Here is a 23,410-nt window from a genome sequence, read left to right on the forward strand (position 1 = left end):
GCATTGATAGGAAATAACAGCAAGTAATTCGGCGATTTTTTGTGCGCTTGTTAACGTTCGCGCCGTGAACCGTCGCACCCAGGAAAGGTGCACCGGCAAGTTCCGCCGAGTTGACCAACAAGAGCGACGGGAAGTTTCGAAAGATTAAGGGACCGCGTGAAAAAAAACTGTCATCGAGTTGGCAGTTTTGCACACGGGGTCGAAGGCAGCCGCCGAACGCACACAGACAACGGGTGATTTACCTTGCAGCACTCAACTCAAACGGTAAGTTACGCCTGCGACGAGCTGTTCGATGAACAGCTGGGGCAGCAACATATAGTCGTGGTCGGCCAGGCCGACGCGGCCAGCGAGCGTCTGTTGACGGGCGGCCTGCTGCGCCAGGGCTTCCGTGTCCGGCGTTTCGCCAACTGCCTTGAACTCGACCCGCATGCGCTGCAAGGCGCCAGCCTGGTGCTGGTGTTCGTCAGCAGCCTGGCCGGCAGCACCCTTTATGCACAGGTGGGCGCGATCCTGCGCCAGGTCGGTCGCGTCGGCGTGGTGCCGGTGGTGGAGTATGCCGATCAGGAGAAGGCCGCGACGCTGCTCGAACTGGGCTGCGTCGACTACCTCCTGGCGCCGTTCAGCGAGGCTCAGCTCAGCGCACTGTTGCGCCGCCAGGAATCGGCCAGCGCCGGCGAGGAAGGTTTCGTCTCCTGCTCGCAGGCCGGGCGTCGTCTGCTGGCCATGGCGCAACGCGTGGCGATGACCCGTGCGCCGATTCTCATCACCGGGGAGACCGGCACCGGCAAGGAGCTGATGGCGCGCTACATTCATCGCTTTTCGGCCCAGGACGACGCGCCCTTCATCGCGGTCAACTGTGCGGCGATTCCCGAGCAGATGCTCGAGTCCATCCTCTTCGGCCACGAGAAAGGCGCCTTCACCGGCGCGGTGAACGCCCAGCCCGGCAAGTTCGAACTGGCCAACGGCGGCACGCTGCTGCTCGACGAGATTGGCGAGCTGCCGCTGGGCCTGCAGGCCAAGCTGTTGCGCGTGTTGCAGGAGCAGCGCGTCGAACGCCTCGGTGGACGTCGCGAGATCGCCCTGGACGTGCGCATCATCGCCGCCACCAACCGCGACCTGCAGCAGGAGGTGGCGCAAGGGCGTTTCCGTGCCGACCTGATGTTCCGCCTCGATGTGCTGCCACTGCACATCAGCCCGCTGCGTGAGCGCAAGGAGGATGTGCTGGCGCTGGCGCGGCGCTTCATCCGCCAGTACGCGCCGCAGGATGCGCGCCACGAACTGCTGACCGAGGACGCCTGCCGCGCGCTACTGGCCCACGACTGGCCGGGCAACGTGCGCGAGCTGGAGAACTGTCTGCAGCGCGCGCTGATCCTGCGCAACGGCCTGTACATCCAGGCGCAGGACCTGGGCCTGAGCCTGCCGCCCAGCAGCGCCCCGGAGCCGGCGCCACGCCTGCAGCCACAGGCGCTCGAAGGCGGCAAGGCGGCGCTGCGCGCAAGCGGCAAGTGGGCCGAGTACCAGCATGTGATCGACACCATCCGCCGTTTCGGCGGGCACAAGACCAAGGCCGCCGAAAGCCTTGGCATGACCCCACGCGCACTGCGCTATCGCCTCAATGCCATGCGTGAGCAGGGCGTGCAGATTCCCGTTTAGGAGAAGCAAAGGATGAACTCGATCAGTCAGGTGCAGCAGGATCTGCTGGGCCGTATGGAACAGCTCATAAGCCTCAGCGAGGCGACCCCGGTCCAGCCGGCGCAAGCCTTCGCCGTGCAGCCCGGCGAGGCGGGTTTCGCCGCCGCCTTCGACGATGCGGTGCGCGCCGTGGACGCTCAGCAGCATCGCTCCGGCGAACTGATGGCGGCCGTGGACAGCGGGCAGAGCGATGACCTGGTGGGGGCGATGATCGAGAGCCAGAAGGCCAGCGTCTCGTTCAGTGCGTTGATGCAGGTGCGCAACAAGCTGGCCAGCGCCTTCGACGACATCATGAAGATGCCGCTGTAAGCGGAGCGGAGACCTGACGCGTGCTGCAGACCCTGAGAAGCAAACTGCCCGAAGGCGGGCTGAAACTCGACCCGCGCATGACCCTGGCCGGGCTGGCGTTGCTGGCCGCGCTGCTGGCGGTTGGCGTGGTGTTCTATCTCTGGCGCGACCAGGGTTCGTTCCGGCCGCTGTACGGCAGCGGCGAGGCCTACCCGGCGGCCGAAGTGATGCAGGTGCTCGATGGCGATGCGATCAGCTACCGCCTGCACCCGCAGAGCGGCCAGGTGCTGGTGCGCGAGGACCAGCTGAGCCAGGCGCGCATGCTGCTGGCGGCCAAGGGCGTACAGGTCAAGGTGCCGGCCGGCTACGAGCTGTTCGACAAGGACGAACCGCTGGGCACCAGTCAGTTCGTCCAGGACGTGCGCCTCAAGCGCAGCCTGGAGGGCGAACTGGCGCGCACGGTGATGGCGCTGAAGGGCGTCGAGGGCGCGCGCGTGCACCTGGCGCTGCAGGAAAGCAGCTCCTTCGTGGTCGGCAAGCGCGAGCCGGGCAAGGCCTCGGTGATGCTGCAGCTGGCACCGGGTTACAAGCTGACGCCGGAGCAGATCAGCGCCATCGTCAATCTGGTCGCCGGCAGCGTGCCGCAGCTGGAGGCGGGCAACGTGCAGGTGGTCGACCAGTACGGTGCGCTGCTGTCCCGCGGGATCGATAGCCACGGCGGCCCGGTGCAGAACTGGCAGGTGGTCGACGACTACCAGAGCAAGGCGGTGGCCAATGCCGAGGCGGTGCTGGCGCCGGTGCTGGGGGGCGGCAACTACCGTATCAGCGTGGCCGCCGACATCGACTTCAGCCAGAAGGAAGAGACCTTCCAGTCCTACGGCGAGACGCCGCGCCTGCGCAACGAAGTGCTGCGCGACGAGAGCGTGCTCGACCAGCTGGCGCTGGGGGTGCCGGGGTCGCTGGCCAACCGCCCGCCGCAACCGGCGCCCGAGCCGGCCCCGGGGCAGGCCGCAAATGAGCAGGACAGCGCGAACAAGGCGGCCACCTCGCTGCGCAAGGAGTCCAACCGCCAGCTGGATTACGACCAGAGCGTCACGCACGTCAAGCATGCGCCGTTCAGCCTGCGCCAGCAGAGCATCGCCGTGGTGCTCAATGCCGCCGTGGCCCCGGAGGGCGGCTGGACGCCCGAGGCGCGCGAGGAACTCGCGGCGATGGTCAAGAGTGCGGTGGGCTTCAACCAGGCGCGTGGCGACCTGCTGACCCTGAGTGTGTTCCCCTTCACCGAGGCCGGCCTGGCGACTGCGGCGGGCGAGGTCCTGCCCTGGTGGCAGGACGCCAAGGTGCATGACCTGGCCAGGCTCGGCGTGTTCGCCCTGATCAGCCTGTTGCTCCTGCTGCTGGTGGTGCGTCCGGCCGTGCGCAGCCTGAGCCAGCGCAGCCAGCCTGGGCTGCCTGCGGCGAGCGAGGGCGACGAGCAGCTCGCCCTGCATGCCGAACGCGCCGCCGAGCGCCTGCTGGCGCGTGTCGGTGACGACGCGCCTGGGGCCACCGTGCTCGGTGAGCTCAGCCCGTTGTCGGAAATCCGTCTGCCGGCGCCCGGTTCGGGCCTGGAGCTACAGATCGAACACCTGCAGATGCTGGCCAAGAACGATCCCGAGCGCGTCTCGGAAGTCATCAAACAGTGGATAGGGCGCAATGAACGAGACCTCAACCCAGCCTGACGGCCGCGGTGGTTCCACCGCCAAGGAAATGCGCCTGCGCGTGCAGAAGCGTTCGTTGAGCTCCTCCGAGCAGGCCGCCATTCTCATGCTGAGCATGGGCGACGAGATTTCCGCCGGGGTGCTCAGGCACTTCTCCCGCGAGGAGATCGTCGCCATCAGCCAGGCCATGGCGCGCCTGTCCAACGTCAAGCAGCCGATGGTCTCCGACGTCATCGGCCGCTTCTTCGAGGACTACAAGGAGCAGAGCAGCATCAAGGGCGCCTCGCGTGGCTATCTCGACGGCATGCTCAGCAAGGCGCTGGGCAGCGAGATCACCCGTTCGCTGCTGGACAGCATCTATGGCGAGGAGATCCGCGCCAAGATGGCCAAGATGGAGTGGCTCGACCCGAAGCAGTTCGCCGCGCTGATCGCCAAGGAACACGCGCAGATGCAGGCGGTGTTCCTCGCCTTCCTGCCGCCCGGCATGGCCAGCGACGTGCTCGAGTGCATGCCGCGCGAGCGGCAGGACGAGCTGCTGTATCGCATCGCCAACCTCAGCGAGGTCAACAGCGACGTGATCGCCGAGCTGGAGCTTCTGATCGAGCGCAGCCTGGCCGTGCTCAGTACCCAGGGTTCGCAGGTGCGCGGCATCAAGCAGGCAGCGGACATCATGAACCGCTTCAAGGGTGACCGCGGGCAGATGTTCGAGCTGTTGCGCGCGCATGACGATCAGCTGGTCGAGCGCATCGAGGATGAAATGTACGACTTCTTCATCCTTTCGCGGCAGAACCAGGACGTGCTGCAGGCGCTGCTCGAAGCCGTGCCGCTGGAGGAGTGGGTGGTCGCGCTCAAGGGCGCCGAGCCGGAGCTGGTGCGCGCCATCGCTGGCGCCATGCCCAAGCGCCAGGCGCAGCAGATGGAGTCGATCAACCGCCGCCAGGGCCCGGTGCCGCTGAGCCGGGTCGAGCAGGTGCGCAAGGACATCATGGCGGTGGTGCGCGAGATGTCGGCCAATGGTGAGCTGCAGGTGCAGCTGTTCCGCGAACAGACGGTGGAATGAGATGACGCTCAAGGTGATCAACGGCGACGCCCGGCAGTGGCGCGCCTACCGCTTCCCGCCGCGCAGCAGCCAACCGAGCGAGGACTGGAGCGGCGATCCGGCCGGGCTGCAGCGGGCCATGGCCGATGGCTTCCAGCAGGGCATCGAGAAGGGCTACCAGGACGGTCTGCAGCAGGGCGAGGAGGCCGGGCGCCAGGCCGGTTTCGAGCAGGGCCGCGAGGACGGCATGAAGCTCGGCCGCGACGAAGGGCGCAGCGAGGGGCGCCGCGCCTTCGAGCTGGCGGCGCAGCCGCTGCAGGCCATCAGCGAGCAGGTCGAGCACTACCTCGGCGAACTGGAGCACAAGCGTCGCCAGGAGCTGCTGGAGCTGGTCAGGAAGGTCTCGCAGCAGGTCATTCGCTGCGAGCTGACCCTGCATCCGACGCAGCTGCTGGCGCTGGTCGAGGAGGCCCTGAGCGGTATGCCGGGCGAGCCGGAGGACGTTCAGGTGCTGCTGAGCCCCGAGGAGTACGCGCGGATCAGGTCGGTGGCGCCGGAGCGTGCCGCGGGCTGGAAGCTGGTGGCCGACGAGCGCCTGGCGCTCGGTGAATGCCGGGTGGTCACGCCACAGGCCGAGGCCGACGTGGGCTGCCAGCAGCGTCTGGATGCCTGCATCGACACCCTGGCCGAACACCTGCACCTGACTGAAGCCTGACCGGGAGCCCTCGCCAGTATGCTCGACTACAAACTCGACGAAGCGCTGCGCTCGCTCGATGGCGTGCAACTGGCCAAGGTGGCCGGGCGCCTGGTGCGGGTCTCCGGGATGTTGCTGGAAAGCCTCGGCTGCCAGCGCAGCACCGGCCAGCGCTGCCGTGTGGAGCAGGCCGACGGCAGCCTGCTGGACGCCCAGGTGGTCGGCTTCAACCGCGATATCACCTACCTGATGCCGTTCAAGAAACCGGTCGGCCTGGCGGCTGGCTCGCGGGTCTTCCCGGCCAAGGACGAGGCGGTGCTGCACATCGACGAGTCCTGGCTGGGGCGGGTGGTCAATGGCCTCGGCGAGCCACTCGACGAGCGCGGCAAGCTCAGTGGTCGCGATCCGTTGCCGGTCGAGCTGCCCAGCGTCAACCCGCTCAAGCGCCGCCCGGTGGAGGCGGCGCTGGATGTCGGCGTGCGCGCCATCAATGGCCTGCTGACCCTGGGCAAGGGGCAGCGCGTCGGCCTGTTCGCCGGTTCCGGGGTGGGCAAGAGCGTGCTGCTGGGCATGATCACCCGGCAGACCAAGGCGGACGTGGTGGTGGTCGGGCTGATCGGCGAGCGTGGCCGCGAGGTGCAGGAGTTCATTCTCCACTCGCTTGGCGAAGAGGGCCTGCGCAAGGCCGTGGTGGTGGTGGCGCCGGCCAACGAATCACCCTTGATGCGCCTGAAGGCCACCGAGCTGTGCCACAGCATCGCCGCCTACTTCCGCGACCAGGGCCAGGATGTGCTGCTGCTGGTCGACTCGCTGACCCGCTATGCCATGGCCCAGCGCGAGATCGCCCTGGCGCTGGGCGAGCCGCCGGCGACCAAGGGTTATCCACCGTCGGTGTTCGGCATGCTGCCGGAGCTGGTGGAGAGTGCCGGCAACGGCGAGAGCGGCAGCGGCAGCCTCAGCGCCATCTACACCGTGCTGGCCGAGGGCGATGACCATCAGGACCCGATCGTCGACTGCGCACGGGCGATCCTCGACGGCCATATCGTGCTGTCGCGGCGCCTGGCCGATGTCGGGCATTACCCGGCCATCGACATCTCCGCCTCGGTCAGCCGCTGCATGAGCCAGGTCGGCGAGGCCGCGCACCTGGCCGCAGGCCGCCAGTTCAAGGAGTTCTACAGCACCTTCGAGAAGATCAAGGAGCTGATCCCGCTCGGCGGCTACACGCCGGGCATGGATGCCCGGACCGACCGCGCGGTGCAGCTGGCGCCGAGCCTCGAACGCTTCCTGCGCCAGGAGGTCGGCGTCGCCGCCGAGCTCGGCGCCAGCATCGCCACCTTGCAGAGCATCATCAAATGAAAGAGCAGCTAGAAGTGCTGGGGCGGCTGGCCAGCCTGCGTGGCAACCGGGTGCAGCAGATGCTCGGTCGGGTCAGTTATCAACAGAACCTGTGCCAGCGCTATCGCAACAACATCACCGGGCTCAGCCGCCTGTGCGGTTTCAGCGTGCCGATGACCACGCCGCTGCAGCGCGACAACCAGCAGCGCTACAAGGCCACGCTGTACAAGATGGTGGAGCTGCAGCGCCGCGAGCTGGCGCTGGCCGAGGAGAACCTGGCGCGTATCCAGCGCGAGTTGCTGACAGCCATGCGCAGCGAGAAGGTGATCAACCAGTTTCTAGAGAGCAAGCTGGGCCAGTGGCATGAGCTGCTTGCCCGCCAGGAACAGAAGATCCAGGATGGCCTGGCGGCGCAGGCCTGGTGGCGCGCCCAGGTCAGCTGACGGGCGGCGCCGCGAGATTATTTTTGCGCCTGGGGTTTAAGTGCTGGCCGTATCGGGTCGCTCTTAGGCCATAACACCACGAGTTGGATTCGAATCATGGAAATCAGCAGGCACCTCAAGCCCGGTCTCAACCTGCCCAGCGACGTCCCTGCCAAGGTGCAGGGCGCGCGGCCGCAGCAGGAGACCCCCGCGCGCGACAGTGCAGGCGCCGAGCCGCGTCTCGAACAGCTGCAGGCGGCGCTGCAGAGCCTGCCGGACGTCGATCTGGACAAGGTCGCCCAGCTCAAGGCGGCGCTGGCCAATGGCGAGCTGAGCAGCGACCCGGCGGCGCTGGCCAGCAGCATGCTGACCTATCACAGCGGTAGCGATGCGTGACCACAGCGCGTGAGCAACAGCTGCTCCAGGTCGTCGAGCAGGACCTGCATCAGGACTGCGCCGACTACCTCGCCCTGCGCGGGCTGATGCAGGAGCTGTATCAGCAGTTGCTCAAGCGCGACAGCCGGCAGATCGACCTGCTCAACGAGCAGATCCTGCCACTGGTGGACCAGGCCAGGGCGCGGGCCGAGCGTCGCAGCAAGGTCCTGGCCGCCTTCCAGCTGGGTACCGGCCACAGCGCCATGCACAAGCTGCTGGCGCGCTATCCGCAGGCCCAGCGCAATCACCTTTCCCACACCTGGGAGCAGCTTGGCCTGCTGGCCGGGCAGTGCAAGCGCCTCAACGAGCGCAACGGCAAGCTGCTGGCCATGCACCACGAGATTCTCGAGCAGTTGCTCGGCGAGCCAGGGGCGGCTCAGCTGTACGCGCCGCCACCCTACTGAGGCAGCCCGGACGCAGCGTGGTAGACTCGCGCGCTTCCGATCCGTGGTGATTGTTCTCCGTGTCTCACGCCGCCCTCGCTCATCCTCCGCGCTGGTTGACCCAGGCCCAGTTGCATCCGCAACCGACTGCCGGTGTCCGCGACTGGCTGTTCAACGGTGACTCGCTGACACGCCGCCTGACGGCCCTGTCGCACGACGGCTTCTCCGTGACCCCGTTGCAGGAAGGCTGGCAGCGCCTGCGCAACGACGAATGCGCCCTGCTCGGCGTGGCCGATGGCAGCCAGGGCTGGGTGCGCGAGGTCTACCTGCGTGGCCACGGGCAGCCCTGGGTCTTCGCCCGCAGCGTCGCGGCGCGCAGCGTGCTCGAAGGCTCCGGACTGAACCTGGCTGAACTGGGCAGCCGCTCGCTGGGCGAACTGCTGTTCAGCGACCGCGCCTTCGACCGCGGCGAGCTGCAGGCCTGTCGCTATCCGGCCGCCTGGTTGCCGCAGGCGGTACGTGAAGAGCGCCTGTGGGCGCGGCGCTCCTGCTTCAGCCGCGCAGCGCTCGGCGTGCTGGTGGCCGAGGTCTTCCTGCCGGCGTTCTGGCAGGCGGCGGGTCTCGAAGCTTAGGCCGCAAGCCCGTGCCGCGCCTGCGCGGCGCGCCAGTGCCCGAAGGCATGGGCGTACCTGGCGCCTGTAACGGTGGATGAGGACAGCGTCATCCACCCTGCGCCGCCAACCCCTTTATAATCCGCGCAACCTGCACGGAGACGCCGCGATGTACACCCGCCTGCTGCAATCGACCACCCGCCTGCACCCGCGTGCCTGGGACTTCATCCAGCTGATGCGCCTGGAAAAGCCCATCGGCATCTACCTCCTGCTGTGGCCGACGCTGTGGGCGCTGTGGGTGGCGGGCGAGGGCGTGCCGAGCGTGAAGAACCTGTTCATCTTCGTCGTCGGCGTGATTCTGATGCGCGCCGCAGGCTGCGTGATCAACGACTACGCCGACCGCAACTTCGACGGCCATGTCAGCCGCACCAAGGCACGCCCACTGGCCAGCGGCAAGGTCACGCCACGCGAAGCGCTGGTGCTGTTCGCCGTGCTGGTGGCGCTGAGTTTCGTGCTGGTGCTGTTCACCAATGCCACCACCATCTGGCTGTCCTTCGGCGGCCTGGCCCTGGCCGCCTGCTACCCCTTCATGAAGCGCTACACCTTCTACCCCCAGGTGGTGCTCGGCGCAGCGTTCTCCTGGGGCATGCCGATGGCCTTCACCGCCGAGACCGGCAGCCTGCCGCCCGAGGCCTGGCTGCTGTACATCGCCAACCTGCTGTGGACGGTAGCCTACGACACCTACTACGCGATGGCCGACCGCGAAGACGACCTGAAGATCGGGGTGAAGTCCACCGCCATCCTCTTCGGCGACGCCGACCGCCTGATCATCGCGACCCTGCAGGGCTTGGCGCTGCTCTGCCTGCTGCTGGCCGGTGCGCGCTTCGAACTGGGCCTGTACTTCCATCTTGGCCTGCTGGTGGCCGCTGCCTGCTTCGCCTGGGAGTTTCATGTGACCCGCCGCCGCGAGCCGCTGGTGTGCTTCAACGCCTTCCTGCACAACCACTGGGCGGGGTTGGCGATCTTCATCGGCATCGTGCTGGACTACGCCCTGCGCTGAGTGAGCGATAAGCATGCTGCGCTGGCGCTCAGCCCGACGGTCGCTCCCGTTGGCGGCGTGCGTCAGCGGGCGAAATCGCGACCCTGTTCCCGGCACTGCCGCGCGCTTGTCATATCGCTGCAATAATTCCGTTATCTAATGCGGCGCAGACAGATGAACGAACAGAGGCTAAGGCCCCATGGTTGGCAAGAACATCCTGATCGTCGATGACGAAGCACCGATCCGCGAAATGATCGCGGTGGCCCTGGAGATGGCCGGTTACGAGTGCCTGGAAGCGGAGAATACCCAGCAGGCCCATGCCGTCATCGTCGACCGCAAACCCGATCTGATCCTGCTCGACTGGATGCTGCCGGGTACCAGTGGCATCGAGCTGGCGCGCCGCCTGAAGCGCGACGAGCTGACCAGCGATATCCCGATCATCATGCTCACCGCCAAGGGTGAAGAGGACAACAAGATCCAGGGCCTGGAAGTCGGCGCCGACGACTACATCACCAAGCCCTTCTCGCCGCGCGAGCTGGTGGCGCGCCTCAAGGCCGTGCTGCGCCGGGCCGGCCCGAGCGACAGCGAGGCGCCGATCGAGGTCGGTGGCCTGCTGCTCGACCCGATCAGCCATCGCGTCACCATCGACGGCAAACCGGCCGAAATGGGGCCGACCGAATACCGCCTGCTGCAATTCTTCATGACCCATCAGGAGCGCGCCTATACCCGTGGCCAGCTACTCGATCAGGTCTGGGGTGGCAACGTCTACGTCGAGGAACGTACCGTCGACGTGCATATCCGTCGCCTGCGCAAGGCGCTCGGCGATGCCTACGAAAACCTGGTACAAACCGTGCGCGGGACTGGCTATCGTTTCTCCACCAAAGGCTGAGCCGCTGGTGCTGCGCGTCGGCCCTGCCGCGTCGAGAACAGGTCCGGCAGGCCGCGAGCGGCCAACGCAGTTTGGTGAGGCCCCTAAGGGCGAACGTGGTGAGTAATGCGCATGTACAGACGTACAATCGCCCGCGACGCCGAGCGTTCCTCAGTTGCCTGCGCGGCGGTGTCATCGGTATTGCATGGCTCCAGCTCGCAAGCTCGTGAAGCTGCTGCGAGCTCGCTCTTCAGACAAGGATGCGTTCCATCGTGAATCAAGACTGGCGTGGTGCCGTGGTGCGCCGGCTGTTGCTGCTGATCGGCGCCTGCCTGCTGCTGGGTTTCGTCACCGGCGAATATGCCTGGGTGCTGGCGTGTGGCCTGGCCATTCACCTGGGCTGGACCCTCAGCCAGCTGTTGCGCCTGCACAAATGGCTGCGCGAGCACAAACCCGACGAACCGCCACCGGACGGCTACGGCCTGTGGGGTGAGGTGTTCGACAGCATCTACCACCTGCAACGGCGCAACCAGAAGGCGCGTGGCCGCCTGCAGGCGGTGATCGACCGCGTGCAGGAGTCCACCGCTGCGCTCAAGGATGCAGTGGTGATGCTCGACAGCCAGGGCAACCTGGAATGGTGGAACCGTGCCGCCGAGACCCTGCTGGGCCTGAAAACCCCCCAGGACAGTGGTCAGCAGCTGGCCAACCTGGTGCGCGACCCGCGCTTCAAGGAGTACTTCGAGCGCGGCAACTATGCCGATGCCCTGGAGATTCCCTCGCCGGTCAATGACCGTCGGCGCCTGCAGTTCCATATCACCCGCTACGGTAACCGCGAGCATCTGCTGCTGGTGCGTGATGTCACCCGTCTCCATCAGCTGGAACAGATGCGCAAGGACTTCGTCGCCAACGTCTCCCACGAACTGCGCACGCCGCTGACGGTGATCGCCGGCTATCTGGAGACCCTGCTGGACAACGTCGAAGCGGTCAATCCGCGCTGGCTGCGTGCCCTGCAGCAGATGCAGCAGCAAGGCGCGCGCATGCAGACGCTGCTCAACGACCTGCTGCTGCTGGCCAAGCTGGAGGCCACGGACTATCCCTCGGACAATCAGCCGGTCGCGGTCGACCTGATGCTGCTGTCGATCCGCAACGACGCCCAGGCGCTGTCAGCCGATCAGTTGCATCGCATCAGCCTGGAGGCCGATCCGCACCTCAAGCTCAAGGGCAGCGAGGCCGAACTGCGCAGCGCGTTTTCCAACCTGGTGTTCAACGCGGTCAAGTACACGCCGGCCGGCGGCGAGATCCGCATCCGCTGGTGGGGTGACGAGAAGGGCGCGCACCTGGCCGTCAGCGACACGGGCATGGGCATCGACGCCAAGCACCTGCCGCGCCTGACCGAGCGCTTCTACCGCGTCGACTCCAGCCGTGCCAGCAACACGGGCGGCACCGGGCTGGGCCTGGCGATCGTCAAGCATGTGCTGCTGCGCCATCGCGGCAACCTGGAGATCGGCAGCGAGCTGGGCCGCGGCAGCACCTTCACCTGTCACTTCGCCCCGGCCCAGGTGGTGCAGCGCGCCCGCTGAATGCTTGCATTCGGCGCGGCGAGGCTCCACCCTCTAGCGATCATTGGCCAACCCGAACCTTCATGGACCCCTCCACGAGCCTCTCCGTTTCCACCTATCTCGCCGACTTCGGCCTCATGCTGTTCGCCCTGTTTCTGGTCCTGCTCAACGGCTTCTTCGTTGCCGCCGAGTTCGCCATCGTGCGCCTGCGTGCCACCAAGGTCGACGCGCTGGCCGAGGCGCATGGCTGGCGCGGGCACATCCTGCGCACCGTGCACAACCAGATGGACGCCTACCTCTCGGCCTGCCAGCTGGGCATCACCCTGGCTTCGCTGGGCCTGGGCTGGGTCGGTGAGCCGGCCTTCGCCGAGCTGCTGACGCCTCTGCTGGCGGCACTGGGTATCGATTCGCCGGCGCTGATCCACGGCATCGCCTTCTTCACCGCGTTCGCCATCATCTCCTACCTGCACATCGTCATCGGCGAGCTGGCGCCCAAGTCCTGGGCGATTCGCAAGCCGGAGCTGCTGTCGCTGTGGACGGCGGCGCCGCTGTACGCCTTCTACTGGCTGATGTACCCGGCGATCTTCGTCCTCAACGCCAGCGCCAACGCCATCCTGCGCATCGCCGGGCAGGGCGAGCCCGGCCCGCATCATGAACACCACTACAGCCGCGAAGAGCTGAAGCTGATCCTGCACTCCAGCCGCGCCAGCGCCGACAGCGACCAGGACCTGCGCGTGCTGGCCTCGGCCGTCGAACTGGGCGAGCTGGAAGTGGTGGACTGGGCCAACTCGCGCGAGGATCTGGTCTACCTGGAACTCAACGCCAGCCTGGACCAGGTGTTCACCACCTTCCGCCGGCACAAGTACAGCCGCTATCCGATCTACGACGAGAGCAAGGAAGAGTTCGTCGGCGTGCTGCACATCAAGGACCTGCTGCTGCAACTGTCGCTGCTGGAGATGCTGCCCTCGGCGCTCAAGCTCGGCGACATGATGCATCCCCTGGAGCGGGTCAGCCGGCACATGCCGCTGTCGCAGCTGCTCGAGCAGTTCCGCCAGGGCGGTGCGCACTTCGCGCTGGTCGAGGAAGCCGACGGCAAGGTCATCGGCTACCTGACCATGGAGGACGTGCTGGAGGCATTGGTCGGCGACATTCAGGACGAGCACCGCAAGGCCGAGCGCGGCATCCTGGCGTACCAGCCGGGCAAGCTGCTGGTACGCGGTGACACGCCGCTGGCCAAGGTCGAGCGCCTGCTGGGCGTCGACCTCGACCACATCGAGGCCGAAACCCTGGCCGGCCTGATCTACGAAACCCTCAAGCGCATGCCCGAGGAAGAGGAAGTGCTGGAGACCGACGGCCTGCGCATCATCGTCAAGAAGATGAAAGGCCCCAAGGTGGTGCTGGCCAAGGTCCTCAAGCTCGACTGACCGAGCGGCCGCCGATGCTCTGCAGGGCAGGGCGGCAGCGTAGCGCGAGCAGCCCCAGGGTGGCGGCATACAGGCCGATGACCGTCAGCCCGACCCATTGAATCTCGAACGGCGTGAAGCGGAACGTCAGCACCAGCGCGCCGAGCAGGACGAAGTGGCAGGCGATGAAGCGCGCACGCCCCAGCCGCTGCACGCTGAGCCCCAGGTTGTCGCTGTACAGGCGCACCAGGGAGTCCACCGAGTTGATCACGAAGATCACCCCGACCGCGAGCATCGCCAGCTTCCACAGCGGCGCGATGGCGATGCCATCGGTGAAGTAGTGGTAGAGCACGGCAAACCAGATCGCCAGGGGAATCGACGGGATGATCAGCAGCGCCAGCAGCAGCTGGTAGGTCTTCAGCCCGCCGACGAAGCGCGAGACGAACTGGCCGATCATGATGCTCCAGGCGAACCACCAGAACAGGTAGAAGGAGTGATAGTCGCTGAGCGGCACGACGAAGTGCGGCAGCTTGGCGAAGTAGCCGCTGCCGATGTCGCCGGCCGCCCGGGCGAAGCTGTCCGGGGCGACCCCGCCGACGATGGCCATCGCCAGGATCAGGCCGAAGAACAGCCAGGTGGAGGCCACGCTGAGTACCTTCAGGTAGCGGATGTCGGTGCTGGAATAGATCGCGGCGAGCAGGATGGCGACCACCGTCAGGTACTGCCAGGTTTCGCTGATCTCCGGCGCGTACCAGGCGATGTTGACCAGGAACAGGTACGCGGTGAAGGCGCAGGTGGAGACGATCACCAGGTTGTTCACCAGCTTCACCGGGCGCAGTTCGAACAGGCGCACCCTGGGCTCGATCACGCAGAAGTAGAAGGTGGTGATGAAGTACATGGCCCAGATCAGGAAGCCCCAGAAGCCGAAGGCGACCGCCAGCGGGTTGGAGAACTGGTAGGGCTGCTCGCTGGCGTAGATCGGGAATTCGGTCATCGGGAAGATGATCAGCCCCATGTCGAGCCCGGAGGTGAAGAGGATCGCCAGGAAGGTGAACAGGCCGACCGGCTCGCTGCCGGTGCAGCGCAGGCGACCCCAGCGCAACAGCACCCAGAGGGTCAGGCCGAGCAGCGCCAGGGACGCCGCGCAAAGGACGAGGTTCATCGGTGCAAGCCTCTTGTTGTTATGGGTGAGCACGGCTTATCCGCTGCCGAGGCCTGGCGATACTGCCGAAGTCGGACCGCGTGGACATACGTGTGGGCGTCGGCCAGTGCTCCGATTGCGTCAGGCCGGAGATGGCACTTTGCTTCTGTCCGGTTGCCTCGAAATCCGACGAAAGGCCCGTTCTAGAGGGTTCAATCCTACTTTCGTGGTAGAGGCGCGAGGCAGTGCGCCCACTAGACTGCTCGCCCTCCGTGCTATCCCCGCCTGTCGAGGTTCCCGATGTATGCAGATCGTGTGCGCCAGCCTTCGCTGCTGGACAAGGTGATGACTGCGGCCGAGGCGGCCGCCCTGATCGAGGACGGCATGACCGTCGGCATGAGCGGTTTCACCCGTGCCGGCGAGGCCAAGGCGGTGCCGCTGGCGCTGGCCGAGCGTGCGCGCCAGGCCCCGCTGAGCATCAGCCTGATGACCGGCGCCAGCCTCGGCAACGACCTCGACAAGCAGCTGACCGAAGCCGGCGTGCTGGCCCGGCGCATGCCGTTCCAGGTCGATGCCACGCTGCGCAAGGCGATCAACGACGGGCGCGTGATGTTCATCGACCAGCACCTCTCCGAGACCGTCGAACAGCTGCGCAACCACCAGCTGAAGAAGCCCGACATCGCGGTGATCGAAGCGGTGGCCATCACCGAGCAGGGGCACATCGTGCCGACCACTTCGGTGGGCAACTCGGCCAGCTTCGCCATCTTCGCCGAGCGGGTGATCGTCGAGATCAATCTGGCGCACAACCCGAACCTGCAGGGCCTGCACGACATCTACATCCCCACCTACCGGCCGACGCGCACGCCGATCCCGCTGACCCGCGTCGACGACCGTATCGGCAGCACGGCGATCCCGATCCCGGCGGAGAAAATCGTCGCCATCGTGGTCAACGACCAGCCCGACTCGCCGTCCACCGTGCTGCCACCGGACGTCGAGACGCAGGCCATCGCCGACCACCTGATCGCCTTCTTCCAGCGCGAGGTCGATGCCGGGCGCATGAGCAACAGCCTCGGCCCGCTGCAGGCCGGTATCGGCTCGATCGCCAATGCGGTGATGTGCGGGCTGATCCATTCGCCATTCGAGAACCTGAGCATGTACTCGGAGGTGCTGCAGGACTCCACCTTCGACCTGTTCGATGCCGGCAAGCTGGCCTTCGCCTCAGGCAGCTCGATCACCCTCTCGGCGCGCCGCAATGCCGATGTGTTCGGCAATCTCGAACGCTACAAGGAGCGCCTGGTGCTGCGCCCGCAGGAAATCTCCAACCACCCCGAGGTGGTGCGCCGCCTGGGCATCATCGGCATCAACACGGCGCTGGAGTTCGACCTGTACGGTAACGTCAACTCCACCCACGTCGGCGGCACCAGGATGATGAACGGCATCGGTGGCAGCGGCGACTTCGCCCGCAACGCCCACCTGGCGATCTTCGTCACCAAGTCGATCGCCAAGGGTGGGGCGGTGTCCAGCGTGGTGCCGATGGTCAGCCACGTCGATCACAGCGAGCACGATGTCGACATCCTGGTCACCGAGCAGGGCCTGGCCGACCTGCGCGGCCTGGCGCCGCGCGAACGCGCCCGGGCGGTGATCGACAACTGCGTGCATCCGGACTTCCGGGGGCCACTCGGCGACTACTTCGAGCGCGCCTGTGCCCGTGGCGGGCACACCCCGCACATCCTCCGTGAAGCGCTGCAGTGGCACATCAACCTGGAGGAAACCGGGCGCATGCTGGCCGGCTGAGACGTGGCGCGCGCGCTGCGTCGATGGCCTATGCTCTGGCGTGCCCAACCTCCGACTGGCTAGCCAGTCGCGGTACGATCCAGTAGGGTGTGTCCGCCATCTCTCGAGGAGGCCTGTACCATGCGCAAGTGGCAATGCATCGTCTGCGGTTTCATCTACGACGAGGCTCTGGGGCTGCCCGAGGAGGGCATTGCACCCGGTACGCCCTGGGAAGACGTGCCGGCCGACTGGGTCTGCCCGGACTGTGGCGTGGGCAAGGTCGACTTCGAGATGATCGAGATCGTCTGAGGGGGCGCTGACAGATTGCTGCGTCTTGCCTGACCTTTGTCAGCACCCTCCGAGTCTGGCCGCCGTTTCCAGCGGCTTCTCATTGATTCACGACGACGGCCGCCTGGCCGTCGTGTCGTTTTCGCAGCGAGGATTCATGCATGAGCGCACCCCTAGTGATCGTCGGTACCGGCCTGGCCGGCTACAACCTGGCCAAGGAGTGGCGCAAGCTCGACAGCGAGACGCCCCTGTTGCTGATCACCGCTGACGACGGGCGTTCCTACTCCAAGCCGATGCTGTCCACCGGCTTCGGCAAGAACAAGGACGCCGATGGCCTGGCCATGGCCGAGGTCGGCGCCATGGCCGAGCAGCTCAAGGCGGAGATCCGCACCCACACCCGTATCACCGGCATCGACCCGGGCCACAAGCGCCTGTGGATCGGCGAGGAGGCGGTGCCCTACCGTGACCTGGTGCTGGCCTGGGGCGCCGAGCCGATTCGCGTACCGGTGGAGGGCGATGCCCAGGACGCGATCTTCCCGATCAATGATCTCGAAGACTACGCCCGTTTCCGTGATGCCGTAGCCGGCAAGCGCCGGGTGCTGATTCTCGGGGCCGGCCTGATCGGCTGCGAATTCGCCAATGACCTCAGCGCGGGCGGCTATCAGGTGGAACTGCTGGCGCCCTGTGAGCAGGTGATGCCCGGCCTGTTGCACCCGGCGGCGGCCGCTGCGGTGCAGGCCGGCCTGGAGGGGTTGGGGGTGCGCTTCCACCTGGGTCCGGTGCTGGCCAGCCTGCACCACCAGGACGATGCGTTGCAGGCCGTGCTGGCCGATGGCACGCAGATCGAGTGCGATGCGGTGGTCTCCGCCGTCGGCCTGCGTCCGCGTATCGCGTTGGCCGCTGCTGCCGGTCTCGACGTCAATCGCGGGGTGATGGTCGACCGTCAGCTGCGGACCTCGCACGCCAACATCCACGCGCTGGGTGACTGCGCCGAGGTCGATGGCCTCAACCTGCTCTACGTCATGCCGCTGATGGCCTGTGCCCGTGCCCTGGCCAAGACCCTGGCCGGCGAGCCGACCGCCGTCAGCTATGGGCCGATGCCGGTGACGGTGAAGACGCCGGTGTGCCCGCTGGTCGTATCGCCGCCGCCGCGCGACAGCCAGGGCGAGTGGACGGTCGAGGGTTCGGGGAGCGACATCAAGGCGCTCTGCCGCGATGCTTCCGGGGCGTTGCTGGGCTACGCACTGACCGGTGCGGCGGTGCAGGAGAAACTGGCCCTGAACAAGGAACTGCCCGCGCTGCTGGCATGATTGCCTGCCGTTCTGTCGGATACGCCACGAAATTGCCTGACTAAACTGTCCTATGAGACTGGCGCAGTGCGATGCGGCATGCCATTCTCCCAAGGGTCTGCCGCAGCGCAGAGCTGTTGCGGCGCCTTGGGCGCTGTTCTGGAAGGACAGCACGGACACAACAACAAAAAACCGTCAAAGAGGCATCTATGCGTAAACCGGAACTCGCCGCCGCCATCGCCGAAAAGGCTGATCTGACCAAGGATCAGGCCAATCGTGTACTCAACGCCGTACTGGAAGAAATCACCGGCGCACTGAACCGCAAGGACAGTGTGACCCTGGTTGGCTTCGGTACTTTCGTCCAGCGTCATCGTGGCGCACGTACGGGCAAGAACCCGCAAACCGGCCAGCCGGTGAAGATCAAGGCCAGCAATACCGTCGCCTTCAAACCGGGCAAGTCCCTGAAAGACGCGGTCAACTGAGCCCATCGCCCGGAGCCGCTCGGCTCCGGGCTCCCCCTCCGCAGCCCGGCTGCGTCCTCGCCATTGCAGCCATGCTTTCGACAGGCTGTAGTCTTGCGAGAAAAACACTACAATGCGCGCCCATCATCTTCGATCACGAGGGCCTGTGCATGAAATTCCGTTTTCTTCTGTGGATGCTGGGCCGCCTGATGGCCAAGGCCAGTCGTGACAACCCGGCGTTCCGCCAGCAACTCGAAGGCCGCGACATGGTCTTCCAGCTGCACACGCTGGACGGCAAGGTCGCCCGTCACTTCATCGTCTCCGGCCAGCGCGTCAGCAGCAAGCGTGGCAGCACCGCCGAGCCGGCCTTCGCCATCGGCTTCAAGGACGCCGTCTACGGTTTCGAAACCATGACCGCGAAGAACAAGCAGCTGGCCTTCATGCAGGGTATCCAGAACAAGGACATCCAGATCCAGGGCAACCCGGCGCTGGTGATGTGGTTCCAGGGCCTGACCAAGTACCTGACGCCGAAGAAAAAGGCCGAGGCGCCGAAAAAAGCGGCCTGATCGGCAACCGGGCGGCTCGCGGCTGGCCGCCACGCCGTGCTTTGGTTAGGCTTGCCAGGCAAGTCATCGTGGAACGCCCGACCATGCGCCTTTTCCTGTTGCCCCTGCTGTTGCTGGCCGCGACCGCCGTGCGGGCCGAGCCAAGCTCAAGCAAGACCCTGCTGCCGCTGTTCGAGTTGGCCGGCATCCACCTGCTGTGCGAGCAGAGCCTGCCGTTGCTGCAGCGTGGCCAGGGTGAGAGCGAACAGAAGCGCCTCGCCCAGCTGTTCGCCGGCGAGGCGTTCTGCCTGGACCTGGCCGAGCGGGTCGGGCAGCGACTCGACGAAGACCAGGCCGAACAGGCCCGTGCGCGTCTCGACGGCCCCCTCGCGCAGCGTTTCACCGCCGCCGAGCGAGCGGTCGGCGAACAGCCGGAAGTGCTCGGCGAATATCGCCAGCGCCTGCAGCAGCGGCCGCCGCGTGGCGCGCGGGTGGAACTGATCAGGCGTCTGGATGCGGCGGCGCGCACCACCGAGCTGGCCAGCCTGCTGCGCTACGAAGTCGGCAAGACCCAGGCGTTGCTGGCGCTCAGGGCGCGTGGCGAGAACCTCGACGAGGCCGAGCTGCAGCGCCAGACGCAGACCCAGGCGGATGCGATTCGCCAGTCCAGCCAGCAGGCCGTGGAATCCTTCATGCTCTACGCCTACCGGCAGATGCCCAGTGACCAGCTGGCCGAATACGCCAGCCTGTACGAGCAGGCCAGCGTCAGCCAGTTGCTGGCCGTCAGTCTGGAGGTGGTGCCGCAGCTGTTCGCCGAGCGCCGCGAACAGCTGCGCAAGGGGGCTGCGCCCGCGCAGTGACCCCGCGCCCTCAGTGGCTGGGGTTGAACTGCGCTGCCAGCTCGCGCAGGGCGACTTCGGCGCTGAGTACCTTGCTCACCGCGTCTTCCGCCTTGTCGCGGGTCAGGCCGAGTGCCTCGAACAGTTCATCGGGAATTTCGCTCTGTGGCCCGGCACCGATGCCGCGGTTGCGCAGCAGGCTGACCGCCAGGCACACCAGGTTGGCGAAGGCGGCGCCGTCGCCGGCATAGTCGGGGTCGTGCTGGAAGCGCAGGGCGTTCGCCAGCTCTTCCGGCATGTCCCAGTGGCGCATCAGCCAGGCGCCGATCTGTTCGCGGGTGATCCCCAGCAGGTGCTGCTCGATATAGCTGTGCGGCAGGTGCGGGTTGACCTCCAGGTGGCGGCAGATCAGCGAGAAGTGCGGCGGGAAGACGTGCGCCAGCACCAGGTAGCCGAAGTTGTGCAGCAGCCCGGCCAGGTAAGTCAGGCCCGCCTCGGGGCGTTGCGCGCGCGGCATGGCGCGGGTCAGGCCCTCGATCACCGCTGCGGTGTAGATCGCCTGTTGCCAGTAGGGGGTGGCGTGCTGCGGCTGGTCCTTGGGCAGGCTGAGGGTCTTGCCCAGGGCCAGGCCCAGCGCCAGGTTGATCACCAGATCGAAGCCCAGCACGCGGACGATGGCGTCCTCCACCGAGCGGATCTTGCCGGGCGCGGCGTAGTAGGGCGAGGCCGCCCAGCTGACCACCTGGGCGGCCAGTGCCGGGTCGGTCTCGACCACGCCGGTGATGTCGTCCACCGTGGCGTTGGGGTCGACACGCAGCTTGATGATCTTCTGCGCGGTTTCCGGCAGTGGCGGAATCTCGATGGTCTCTTCCAGGCGCTGCTGGATGCGCCGTGCGGTGAAGGCCTGCACGGCCTGGGTGATTTCCGCGCGGTCGTCGTGCGGACGGTCGAGGTTGGGTTTGATCGCGCTCACCGGCTCGCCGAAACGTGCCGCGCTGGCCTTGCTCAGCAGGCTCTTGTAGGCCTCGGTGGGGATCTCCAGCAGCACGCCGGGCTGGCCGGACTCGATCAGCAGGCTGGGCGCCTGCAGCAGGCGCTCCTCGTACAGGCAGGGCGAGCTGGTCAGCGGCGGCAGACCCGGCAGGGCCGCGAGGTTGTGCTTGCCGAGCATGCGCTCCAGGCGTTCCGGCTTGACCGCGGTCAGCTGGCGCCCGGTGAGTTCGGCCAGGCGACCGAGGTCGAGCAGTTGGCTGCGCGGATAGAGCACCAGCAGGGCGCCCACGGCGTCGTCCAGCAGCACCGCCTGCAGGCGTGCGGCGGCGGGCAGGCCGGGCCTCTCGGCGCGTACCTGGTAGGGCACGGCGAGTTTTTCCAGCAGCTGCAGGATGACGCTGGGCGGCTGCGGCGTGGCGTTGGGGGCGAGGGCGGCTTCAGTCATATCGGTATCCGGCAGTGACGCGTCTACCCCGGAGTATAACCAGCGGGGACTTGCGCAAAGGTTCGTGGCGACGGTTGTCCTGTGAACGGGCTCACACTTGACCGTATTGCTGGCCATGACGCAACCAGCGTTCCAACAATGGAGCCACATGTTGCGGCCAATGTTCCAAAAGAGCGTGTGCGGCGTCGCGAACGGCGGGCAACAGGTCGGCGTCGCGCATCAGATCGGCGACCTTGAACTGCAGCAGGCCGGTCTGCCGCGTACCGAGCATTTCGCCGGGGCCGCGCAGCTCCAGGTCCTTCTCGGCGATGACGAAACCGTCGGTGGTTTCACGCATGATGGCCAGGCGTTCGCGACCCAGCTGTGACAAGGGTGCATGATAGAGCAGCACGCAATGGCTGGCTGCACTGCCCCGGCCGACCCGGCCGCGCAGTTGGTGCAGTTGCGCCAGGCCGAGGCGTTCTGGATTTTCGATGATCATCAGGCTGGCGTTGGGCACGTCGACGCCTACCTCGATCACCGTGGTGGCGACCAGCAGCTGCAGCTTGCCCTGCTTGAACTCGTCCATCACGGCGGCTTTCTCGGCCGGCTTCATGCGCCCGTGAATCAGGCCGACGCGCAGTTCGCCGAGGGCGGCGGAAAGCTCTTCGAAACTGGTCTCGGCTGCCTGGCAGGTGAGCTCTTCGGATTCCTCGATCAGGGTGCACACCCAGTAGGCCTGGCGCCCCTGCTGGCAGGCATTGCGCACCCGCTCGATCACCTCGATGCGGCGGCTGTCGGCGATCACCAGGGTGTTCACCGGCGTGCGTCCGGGCGGCAGCTCGTCGAGGATCGAGGTGTCCAGGTCGGCGTAGGCGCTCATCGCCAGGGTCCGTGGGATGGGGGTGGCCGTCATGATCAGCTGGTGCGGGCTCAGGCGCCCGTCGATGCCCTTCTGGCGCAGGGCCAGGCGCTGCTGGACGCCGAAACGGTGCTGTTCATCGATGATCACCAGGGCCAGCCGCTTGAACTTCACCTCGTCCTGGAACAGCGCATGGGTGCCCACCACCATGGGGCAGCCGGCGGCGATCTGCTCCAGCGCACTGGCGCGCGCCTTGCCCTTGAGCTTGCCGGCCAGCCAGGCGACCTCCAGCCCGAGTGGCGCCAGCCACTTGCTGAAGTTGAGGAAGTGCTGCTCGGCGAGAATCTCCGTGGGGGCCATCAGTGCCACCTGGTAGCCGGCCTCCAGCGCCTGCAGCGCAGCCAGGGCAGCGACCACCGTCTTGCCGGCGCCAACGTCGCCCTGCACCAGGCGCAGCATGGGTTCGCCTTGTGCCAGGTCGTAAGCGATCTCGGCGCCGACCCGCTGCTGTGCACCGGTCGGGGCGAAGCCCAGATTCTGCAGGTACTGCGCCGGCAGTTTCTGTGCCGGCGGCAGGGCTGGCGCCTGCTGGGCGCGTACCTGTTCACGCAGGCGTTGCAGCGACAGCTGGTGGGTCAGCAGTTCCTCGAAGGCCAGGCGGTGCTGGGCCCAGTGGCGGCCTTCGGCGAGCTCTTCGACATCGGCGTCGGGCGGCGGGCGGTGCAAATAGCGGATGGCTTCGTCCAGCGGCGCCAGGCGGTAGTCGCGGGCCAGCTCATCGGGCAGCCAGTCCGGCAGGCTGCGTGGCCCGAGGCGTGCCAGCGCCTGCTGGCTGAGCTGGCGCAGGCGCTGCTGGGTCAGGCCCTCGGTGGTCGGGTAGATGGGGGTCAGGCTCTGTTCCACCGGCGCCGGTTCGTCGCCGCTCTGCGCGCGGTACTCCGGGTGGTAGATCTCCAGGCCGGTGGCCCCTGGACGCACCTCGCCGTAGCAGCGCAGCGCGGTACCGCGCTTGAGGCCTTCCTTCTGCGCCTGGCTGAAATGGAAGAAGCGCAGGCTCAGGGTGCCGCTGCCGTCCTGCAGGCGCACCAGCAGGCTGCGGCGCCGCCCCATGACCACGTCGGCACCGGCGACGATGCCCTCGACCACCGCGTCCTGGCCGGGGCGCAGCGCGCCGATGGGGGTGATGCGCGTGCGGTCCTGGTAGCGCAGAGGCAGGTGGAACAGCACGTCCTGCAGGTTTTCCAGGCCAACCTTGGCGAGTTTTTCCGCCAGCGCGGCACCCACGCCTTTCAGCGCGGTCACGGAAACCGCTGACAGCTCCGTCACT

General features: G+C 66.8%; 23 protein-coding genes. 20 read left to right on the forward strand and 3 right to left on the reverse strand.

Going from position 1 to position 23,410, the window contains the following annotated elements; translation table 11 throughout:
• The first annotated feature begins 243 nt into the window (after nt 1-243).
• The 14 genes from EPK82_RS18560 (at nt 244) to EPK82_RS18625 (ending at nt 13,489) form a co-directional block, all read left to right on the forward strand.
• The gene (locus EPK82_RS18560) at nt 244-1,653 is read left to right on the forward strand and encodes a sigma-54 interaction domain-containing protein (protein ID WP_134677617.1); all 1,410 of its coding nucleotides are present in this window, start codon (nt 244-246) and stop codon (nt 1,651-1,653) included.
• A gap of 12 nt (nt 1,654-1,665) precedes the next feature.
• A complete protein-coding gene (locus EPK82_RS18565; protein WP_134677618.1) occupies nt 1,666-2,001 on the forward strand; it encodes a flagellar hook-basal body complex protein FliE in 336 nt (111 codons plus the stop codon).
• A gap of 20 nt (nt 2,002-2,021) precedes the next feature.
• Nucleotides 2,022-3,701, forward strand: coding sequence for a flagellar basal-body MS-ring/collar protein FliF (fliF, locus tag EPK82_RS18570; RefSeq protein ID WP_134677619.1), 1,680 nt, complete (start codon nt 2,022-2,024; stop codon nt 3,699-3,701).
• Nucleotides 3,676-4,740 carry a FliG C-terminal domain-containing protein gene (locus tag EPK82_RS18575; RefSeq protein ID WP_037051085.1) on the forward strand — a complete coding sequence of 355 codons (1,065 nt, stop codon included), beginning with the start codon at nt 3,676-3,678 and terminating at the stop codon, nt 4,738-4,740. The genes fliF and EPK82_RS18575 overlap by 26 nt, the downstream gene beginning before the upstream one ends.
• Nucleotide 4,741: 1 nt before the next feature.
• A complete protein-coding gene (gene fliH, locus EPK82_RS18580) occupies nt 4,742-5,434 on the forward strand; it encodes a flagellar assembly protein FliH (RefSeq protein ID WP_037051086.1) in 693 nt (230 codons plus the stop codon).
• Nucleotides 5,435-5,452: 18 nt separating this feature from the next.
• Entirely contained in the window at nt 5,453-6,769 is a 1,317-nt protein-coding gene (gene fliI / locus EPK82_RS18585) for a flagellar protein export ATPase FliI (RefSeq protein ID WP_037051087.1), read from the forward strand.
• Nucleotides 6,766-7,191 (forward strand): flagellar FliJ family protein, encoded by a 426-nt coding sequence (locus EPK82_RS18590; RefSeq protein ID WP_037051089.1) that lies wholly within the window; start codon nt 6,766-6,768, stop codon nt 7,189-7,191. The genes fliI and EPK82_RS18590 overlap by 4 nt, the downstream gene beginning before the upstream one ends.
• 96 nt (nt 7,192-7,287) lie before the next feature.
• Nucleotides 7,288-7,566 carry a flagellar biosynthesis anti-sigma factor FlgM gene (flgM, locus tag EPK82_RS18595; protein WP_134677620.1) on the forward strand — a complete coding sequence of 93 codons (279 nt, stop codon included), beginning with the start codon at nt 7,288-7,290 and terminating at the stop codon, nt 7,564-7,566.
• Entirely contained in the window at nt 7,563-8,009 is a 447-nt protein-coding gene (flgN, locus tag EPK82_RS18600) for a flagellar export chaperone FlgN (RefSeq protein WP_037051093.1), read from the forward strand. The genes flgM and flgN overlap by 4 nt, the downstream gene beginning before the upstream one ends.
• Before the next feature lie 59 nt (nt 8,010-8,068).
• Nucleotides 8,069-8,620, forward strand: coding sequence for a chorismate--pyruvate lyase family protein (locus EPK82_RS18605; RefSeq protein ID WP_134677621.1), 552 nt, complete (start codon nt 8,069-8,071; stop codon nt 8,618-8,620).
• 148 nt (nt 8,621-8,768) lie between these two features.
• Nucleotides 8,769-9,659, forward strand: coding sequence for a 4-hydroxybenzoate octaprenyltransferase (ubiA, locus tag EPK82_RS18610; RefSeq protein WP_134677622.1), 891 nt, complete (start codon nt 8,769-8,771; stop codon nt 9,657-9,659).
• Between the two features lie 178 nt (nt 9,660-9,837).
• A complete protein-coding gene (gene phoB / locus EPK82_RS18615) occupies nt 9,838-10,527 on the forward strand; it encodes a phosphate regulon transcriptional regulator PhoB (protein WP_003242584.1) in 690 nt (229 codons plus the stop codon).
• Between the two features lie 239 nt (nt 10,528-10,766).
• Nucleotides 10,767-12,086, forward strand: coding sequence for a phosphate regulon sensor histidine kinase PhoR (gene phoR, locus EPK82_RS18620; protein WP_037051097.1), 1,320 nt, complete (start codon nt 10,767-10,769; stop codon nt 12,084-12,086).
• A gap of 62 nt (nt 12,087-12,148) precedes the next feature.
• Nucleotides 12,149-13,489 (forward strand): hemolysin family protein, encoded by a 1,341-nt coding sequence (locus EPK82_RS18625; protein ID WP_037051098.1) that lies wholly within the window; start codon nt 12,149-12,151, stop codon nt 13,487-13,489.
• Here the strand turns inward: EPK82_RS18625 and EPK82_RS18630 are convergent.
• Nucleotides 13,476-14,630 (reverse strand): BCCT family transporter, encoded by a 1,155-nt coding sequence (locus EPK82_RS18630; protein WP_134677623.1) that lies wholly within the window; start codon nt 14,628-14,630, stop codon nt 13,476-13,478. The genes EPK82_RS18625 and EPK82_RS18630 overlap by 14 nt on opposite strands.
• Nucleotides 14,631-14,909: 279 nt before the next feature.
• Here EPK82_RS18630 and EPK82_RS18635 point away from each other — a divergent pair, with 279 nt between their 5' ends.
• The 6 genes from EPK82_RS18635 (at nt 14,910) to EPK82_RS18660 (ending at nt 19,825) form a co-directional block, all read left to right on the forward strand.
• Entirely contained in the window at nt 14,910-16,403 is a 1,494-nt protein-coding gene (locus EPK82_RS18635; protein WP_047587232.1) for an acetyl-CoA hydrolase/transferase family protein, read from the forward strand.
• A gap of 120 nt (nt 16,404-16,523) precedes the next feature.
• A complete protein-coding gene (locus EPK82_RS18640; protein ID WP_037051106.1) occupies nt 16,524-16,691 on the forward strand; it encodes a rubredoxin in 168 nt (55 codons plus the stop codon).
• 140 nt (nt 16,692-16,831) lie between these two features.
• Nucleotides 16,832-17,980, forward strand: a complete 1,149-nt coding sequence (locus tag EPK82_RS18645; protein WP_134677624.1) for an NAD(P)/FAD-dependent oxidoreductase — start codon at nt 16,832-16,834, stop codon at nt 17,978-17,980.
• A 188-nt stretch (nt 17,981-18,168) separates the two neighbouring features.
• Entirely contained in the window at nt 18,169-18,441 is a 273-nt protein-coding gene (locus EPK82_RS18650; protein WP_003242571.1) for an HU family DNA-binding protein, read from the forward strand.
• A 149-nt stretch (nt 18,442-18,590) separates the two neighbouring features.
• A complete protein-coding gene (locus tag EPK82_RS18655; RefSeq protein WP_134677625.1) occupies nt 18,591-18,986 on the forward strand; it encodes a helicase in 396 nt (131 codons plus the stop codon).
• Nucleotides 18,987-19,069: 83 nt separating this feature from the next.
• The gene (locus tag EPK82_RS18660) at nt 19,070-19,825 is read left to right on the forward strand and encodes a hypothetical protein (RefSeq protein ID WP_175253732.1); all 756 of its coding nucleotides are present in this window, start codon (nt 19,070-19,072) and stop codon (nt 19,823-19,825) included.
• Nucleotides 19,826-19,835: 10 nt separating this feature from the next.
• On the opposite strand, the gene EPK82_RS18665 is transcribed toward EPK82_RS18660, so the two are convergent.
• Both EPK82_RS18665 and recG read right to left on the reverse strand, forming a co-directional pair.
• Entirely contained in the window at nt 19,836-21,242 is a 1,407-nt protein-coding gene (locus tag EPK82_RS18665) for an aminoacyl-tRNA deacylase and HDOD domain-containing protein (protein ID WP_037051115.1), read from the reverse strand.
• Between the two features lie 91 nt (nt 21,243-21,333).
• Entirely contained in the window at nt 21,334-23,409 is a 2,076-nt protein-coding gene (recG, locus tag EPK82_RS18670) for an ATP-dependent DNA helicase RecG (protein ID WP_047587217.1), read from the reverse strand.
• Nucleotide 23,410: the final 1 nt, after the last annotated feature.

The sequence above is a fragment of the Ectopseudomonas khazarica genome (assembly GCF_004521985.1).
Lineage (GTDB): Bacteria > Pseudomonadota > Gammaproteobacteria > Pseudomonadales > Pseudomonadaceae > Aquipseudomonas > Aquipseudomonas khazarica.

Coding starts and splice junctions, on each gene's coding strand:
- fliH (WP_037051086.1), top strand. CDS start 4,742: ATGACGCTCAAGGTGATCAACGGCGACGCCCGGCAGTGGCGCGCCTAC.
- flgM (WP_134677620.1), top strand. CDS start 7,288: ATGGAAATCAGCAGGCACCTCAAGCCCGGTCTCAACCTGCCCAGCGAC.
- EPK82_RS18625 (WP_037051098.1), top strand. CDS start 12,149: ATGGACCCCTCCACGAGCCTCTCCGTTTCCACCTATCTCGCCGACTTC.
- fliI (WP_037051087.1), top strand. CDS start 5,453: ATGCTCGACTACAAACTCGACGAAGCGCTGCGCTCGCTCGATGGCGTG.
- EPK82_RS18665 (WP_037051115.1), bottom strand. CDS start 21,242: ATGACTGAAGCCGCCCTCGCCCCCAACGCCACGCCGCAGCCGCCCAGC.
- EPK82_RS18575 (WP_037051085.1), top strand. CDS start 3,676: ATGAACGAGACCTCAACCCAGCCTGACGGCCGCGGTGGTTCCACCGCC.
- EPK82_RS18660 (WP_175253732.1), top strand. CDS start 19,070: ATGCGCCTTTTCCTGTTGCCCCTGCTGTTGCTGGCCGCGACCGCCGTG.
- EPK82_RS18590 (WP_037051089.1), top strand. CDS start 6,766: ATGAAAGAGCAGCTAGAAGTGCTGGGGCGGCTGGCCAGCCTGCGTGGC.
- EPK82_RS18640 (WP_037051106.1), top strand. CDS start 16,524: ATGCGCAAGTGGCAATGCATCGTCTGCGGTTTCATCTACGACGAGGCT.
- EPK82_RS18635 (WP_047587232.1), top strand. CDS start 14,910: ATGTATGCAGATCGTGTGCGCCAGCCTTCGCTGCTGGACAAGGTGATG.
- EPK82_RS18650 (WP_003242571.1), top strand. CDS start 18,169: ATGCGTAAACCGGAACTCGCCGCCGCCATCGCCGAAAAGGCTGATCTG.
- EPK82_RS18655 (WP_134677625.1), top strand. CDS start 18,591: ATGAAATTCCGTTTTCTTCTGTGGATGCTGGGCCGCCTGATGGCCAAG.
- EPK82_RS18645 (WP_134677624.1), top strand. CDS start 16,832: ATGAGCGCACCCCTAGTGATCGTCGGTACCGGCCTGGCCGGCTACAAC.
- EPK82_RS18630 (WP_134677623.1), bottom strand. CDS start 14,630: ATGAACCTCGTCCTTTGCGCGGCGTCCCTGGCGCTGCTCGGCCTGACC.
- ubiA (WP_134677622.1), top strand. CDS start 8,769: ATGTACACCCGCCTGCTGCAATCGACCACCCGCCTGCACCCGCGTGCC.
- phoB (WP_003242584.1), top strand. CDS start 9,838: ATGGTTGGCAAGAACATCCTGATCGTCGATGACGAAGCACCGATCCGC.
- phoR (WP_037051097.1), top strand. CDS start 10,767: ATGCGTTCCATCGTGAATCAAGACTGGCGTGGTGCCGTGGTGCGCCGG.
- EPK82_RS18565 (WP_134677618.1), top strand. CDS start 1,666: ATGAACTCGATCAGTCAGGTGCAGCAGGATCTGCTGGGCCGTATGGAA.